Origin of the sequence: Protofrankia sp. Cj3 (genome assembly GCF_917627355.1) — a bacterium.
Taxonomy (GTDB): Bacteria; Actinomycetota; Actinomycetes; order Frankiales; family Frankiaceae; genus Protofrankia.
Genome location: NZ_CAKJTR010000278.1, coordinates 1 through 4221, shown reverse-complemented (window position 1 = coordinate 4221; position 4221 = coordinate 1). Strand labels below are relative to the sequence as shown.

Genomic DNA, 4221 nt, shown 5'->3' with positions numbered 1-4221 from the left:
GCAATAGGGGTGTGGATCAAGGAGTGGGGCTGGGGTGCGTGCATCGCGCGGCGGCGGAGGGAGCCACCGGAGGTGTTGGGTGGCGACTGACGAGCCGGGGTACCCGTGCATCGCGCGGCGATGGACGGCGATGGACGGGGAGCGATGCGACGAGGTGGGTGGCCCAAGCCCGCGACGCCGCGTCCCCTGTTGCCGGGCACTCCAGCGTGGGGCGGCATCACAACGCCCCAACCGCGCGGCTGACCAGCCGCAGGCCCAGGTCACCGGGCGCTCCGGCCGTACGGAACGCGCAGCCGGACAGAACGCGCGGTGGCCCCCGGACGGGATATCCGGGGGCCACTGACAACCGTTCACCCGGCCGCGGACGGACCAGGGCGGCTCAGCCGCTGGGCGCGGGATCGGTCGACCCGCCCGCATCCTCCGCATCGGTGTCCGTGGCGGCATCGACATCAGGATCAACGTCTTCGATGTCCTCGCCTGGCGGGACGATCGGTGCCGCCTGATCAGGTGGCACCACCTCGCTTCCGGCCGTGTCAACGACCTTCACCTGTCGCAGCAGGAAGGCGAGTGCCTTGCTCCGCAGCGCGTCAATCATGATCGCCGAAAGGCCATCCCCCTGGGCGAGCTGCTGAGCGAAGGCCTCGGGACTCATGCCCATGCGCTGCGCCCGACCGATCACCTGCTCCATCAGCTCGCCCTGATCTATACCGAACTGCTCGGCATCAATCACAGCGTCCAGGATGAACTGCGACTTCAGTGTCCTCTCGACGAGTCGCCGCACATCGTCGAGGCGCTCCTCGTCGGTCCGGCCAAGTGTTTTGAGGTAGGCCTCACGGTCAACGCCCATCCGTTCAAGATCATGAACGAAACGATGCTCGCGAGCCTCGACCTCGCCATCGAGGACCGAGACCGGCAACGGCACGTCAACACGCTCGATCAGAGCGTCGAGAACACGCTCACGCGCCTGCCCGAGCTGGTCGCGCTCGGCCTCACGGACAAGACGCTCCCGGATGTCCGCAAGCAGCTCCGCCAGCGAGTCGAACTCGCTGGCGGTGGTGGCAAAGTCATCGTCAAGCTCGGGAAGCTCACGCTCCTTGACGCCCCGGACGGTGGCCGTGACCTCGGCCGAGCTGCCGGCGAACTCACCGGCGAGCAGTTCGGTCACAAAGGTACGGCTCTCTCCTTCGTCGGCACCGATGACCGCCGCGTCCAGACCATCGATCAAGGTGTCGCTACCGACCTCGTAGGACATACCGGCAGCCTCGGCACCCTCGACGACCTCGCCGTCCACGGTCGCGGAAAGGTCGAGGGAGATGAAGTCGCCGGTCTGCACCGGGCGTTCGACCGGCTTGAGCACGGCGAAGCGCTCACGCATGGTCGTCAGTTGTGAATCGATCTGCTCGTCAGTCACCTCGAGCGCGTCAACGATGACCTCAAGGCTGTCATAGTCGGGAAGAACGATGTCCGGCCGGACGTCCACCTCCGCTGTGAAAACCAGCGGGGCACCGTCCTCGAACGAACTGATGCCGACCTCGGGACGGGACAGAACGTCTACGTCCTCCTGCTGCACGGCATCGGTGTAGAAGCGCGGCAAGGCGTTCTGGATGGCCTCCTCGAGGATCACTCCCCGGCCAAGACGCTGGTCAAGGATACGCGGAGGCACCTTGCCCGGCCGGAAGCCGGAAACCCGGACTTCCCGTGCGAGTTTGCGGTAGGCGGCGTCAACGGACGGCTTGAGCTCGTCGAAGGGCACCTCGACGGTCAGCTTGACCCGGGTGGGACTTAGGGTCTCCTTGGTGGCCTTCACGGCGCGGCTAACTCCTGATGCGGCAGTGGATCGGATGGACGCGCCGAGATTACCGGTCGGGGCGGGGAGACTCGAACTCCCGATCTCCTGCACCCAAAGCAGGCGCGCTAGCCACTACGCTACGCCCCGAGGCGTTGCTTCAGTATCCTACGGGTAGTGTAAGCGACGCTCCGCGGGTGTAGCTCAATGGCAGAGCCCCAGCCTTCCAAGCTGGCCATGCCGGTTCGATCCCGGTCACCCGCTCCGCCGCTCCCTCCCTGGCCAGGGCGTTGCTCGGGGCAGGGAGGGAGCAGACCCAGCTGATCAACATTGGGCGGCGGGCCATCCACGGGCCGCTAGGCGGGCACGAGAGCCCCCCGCGGCGCCGTCGTCGGGGCGACTCCGGACGTGTGTCGCCCTCCCCTACTATCGTTCCCGACCCGCAACAGGGGTCCAGCAAGTCGCCGGGACTCTGCCCGGCGAGCGGACCATCGCGGCGGCGACGACGGGACACAGCGCCCCGTGACGTTTGTTCTCCCGGCCCTCGCCGTGCTGCCGCATCCGCCGGTCGGACAGCCGCAGGCCAGCGACGAAGTGGCACCTACGATATTCGAGCACCCAGATCTCTAGGTCAGCCGGGTCGGCGGGGCGCCACCTCGGCCGATGAGTGACGATCGTGTTGGCGGCGGCATGACGCAGTTCGGTCCGCTTGAAGCGGCGTTCGTCCAGGACCCGGGTGATGACGCGGTAGGTCATCGCGGAGCCGAGGTGGCGGACGAGGCGGGCCCAGACCGACAGCGCCCGTTCCAGGCCGGTGCTGGTGACGAGCGCTGCGGCAACCTGGCGAGACCCCGCGGTGCTGTTCGCTTCACCAATCGTGGTGAACACGTCCTCGGCGAGCCTGAATTCGGACAGCTCCCACTGAGCGCCCCGGCGTGCCCGGAAACGGACAATGTCGGCGCGTCCGTCGAAGCCGGGCTTGTCGTCGGGGTCTCCAGGTCCGGACGGTCGGCAATCTCGGACGACAGGAACCCTCCCAGCCCCGGCAGGGTGGCAGCGAGGAAACCCGGGGGCACCCGGACGGGACTCCGCCGGATGCCTCGCCCGGTCGCGGTGACCAGCCATGACCCCCACCTACCCATGGTCTGTCGCGGGTCGGCGGTCGTCATCCGGGAGCCAGCACGTCGCGGAGATACCGAGGGAAAGCCCCAAGACCGAATTGGTACGGCTCGTCGCCTCGGCCCAGTTCGATCACGCTGGCTCCCTGCGTGAGCGCGGCGGCGGCTGCCTCGGCAAGAAGCTGCTGGCTCGGGCAACAACCAGCGAAGTCCGGGTCAAAGGTGCTCATGTAGAGCAGGTCGGCGGGGCCAAGCCGGAAGTACAGGGCTTGTGCGATGGGGCGGTTCAGGTGCCGGAGCTGGGCCAGCAGGCAGCGCCCGGTCTGGGCGAGCCCGCTCGCGCCGTCGGCCGACAGTGTCTCCCAGGCCGGCATCCGGGCGGTGCCCTCGGCGAGCGTCACGCACGTCGTAAGGTCAGTCACCGGCTGGCCGAAACGGGCTGTAGTCGAAGCGGCCGAAGTAGTCTGGCAGCAGCGTGATGATCTGTTCCTGGCCTGAGAACGCCAGCTCCCGCGCGCGGATCTTGTCTTCCCAACGGGCCGGAGTGGTCCAGATGCGCTGGTCGGAACGCCACTTGGTGGACGTGGACGAACAACAACTCGTCGTCCTCGTGGAACACCAGCCAGCGGTGCTTCTCGTATCCCGGATAGTGGGGGCGAGCGGTCCCACGTCCACCCCCTCCTCCAGAGAGAAGGCCGGGGTCGAGGGGCGGAGTCCCCGTGTCCTGGGCTCGAACCGTGCGACGTTCAGGAAGTATAGAACATTAGCGATGGCGATCATTCCTCCCTGGCGACACTCCTGGTGATGTGTTTTCGTCAGGGTCGGCTGACTCCAGCGGGCCAGATGATGCGGACCAGATGGCCCTGGCAGCGGGCGTACTCGACGACATCGGCTGTTCCGCCGGGTCCCCTGCCAGGCTGCCCGTCCCAGACGGCGATGAGCTGGTCCGATTGATCTACAAGTATGCGACTCGCGTGCATGTGCGCTTGGGAATCGGACTCCCGATAGGACAGCCGATGAACTTTTTCCGCCTGACTGTACAAGTGATCGTAGATTGGATGATGCTCCTCGGGTAGACTGTCACGGTAGGTCTGCGCGGGGACTAAAATGATCAGTTGTCCTCCAAGATCTAGGACGGCTTCAGCGAATAGGGTGTCCGCTCCGTCCGCAAGGCAGCTGATTCCAATGAGGTCGGAATGGCCCAGCTGAGCGAGGAAACTGCGAATCTCCCGGTCTACATGTGTTTCTATCTCCGGAGTTAATCCGCGGTGGCCCGTAATGCCAACACGAGTCATCTTTTACCTCTCAGATATCGAG

Annotated in this window: 4 protein-coding genes and 2 tRNA genes; 1 reads left to right on the top strand and 5 read right to left on the bottom strand. The window is 66.2% G+C overall.

Translation table 11 applies throughout. The features are described 5' to 3' along the window. Positions 1-379: 379 nt before the first annotated feature. Together tig and MJ783_RS22245 are read right to left on the bottom strand one after the other, a co-directional pair. On the bottom strand, positions 380-1807 hold the full coding sequence (gene tig / locus MJ783_RS22250; RefSeq protein ID WP_239313603.1) for a trigger factor: 1428 nt from the start codon (positions 1805-1807) through the stop codon (positions 380-382). A 56-nt stretch (positions 1808-1863) separates the two neighbouring features. After that, positions 1864-1936: transfer RNA gene (locus MJ783_RS22245), tRNA-Pro, on the bottom strand. 43 nt (positions 1937-1979) lie between these two features. On the opposite strand from MJ783_RS22245, the gene MJ783_RS22240 reads away from it, so the two are divergent. Beyond that, positions 1980-2050 (top strand) — tRNA-Gly (locus MJ783_RS22240). Positions 2051-2212: 162 nt separating this feature from the next. Here MJ783_RS22240 and MJ783_RS22235 read toward each other — a convergent pair. Genes MJ783_RS22235 through MJ783_RS22225 form a run of 3 tightly spaced genes read right to left on the bottom strand, consistent with a single transcriptional unit; the run spans position 2213 to position 3579 of the window. Continuing rightward, positions 2213-2911 (bottom strand): hypothetical protein, encoded by a 699-nt coding sequence (locus MJ783_RS22235; RefSeq protein ID WP_239313601.1) that lies wholly within the window; start codon positions 2909-2911, stop codon positions 2213-2215. A 40-nt stretch (positions 2912-2951) separates the two neighbouring features. Beyond that, a complete protein-coding gene (locus tag MJ783_RS22230) occupies positions 2952-3326 on the bottom strand; it encodes a GNAT family N-acetyltransferase (RefSeq protein ID WP_239313599.1) in 375 nt (124 codons plus the stop codon). Next, complete coding sequence (locus tag MJ783_RS22225; protein ID WP_239313597.1) at positions 3319-3579, bottom strand: hypothetical protein; 261 nt, start codon at positions 3577-3579, stop codon at positions 3319-3321. The genes MJ783_RS22230 and MJ783_RS22225 overlap by 8 nt, the downstream gene beginning before the upstream one ends. Between the last annotated feature and the right edge of the window lie 642 nt (positions 3580-4221).

What these genes read in the sequence shown, in the direction of transcription:
- MJ783_RS22235 (WP_239313601.1), bottom strand. Translation starts at nt 2,911, where the DNA reads ATGGCTGGTCACCGCGACCGGGCGAGGCATCCGGCGGAGTCCCGTCCG.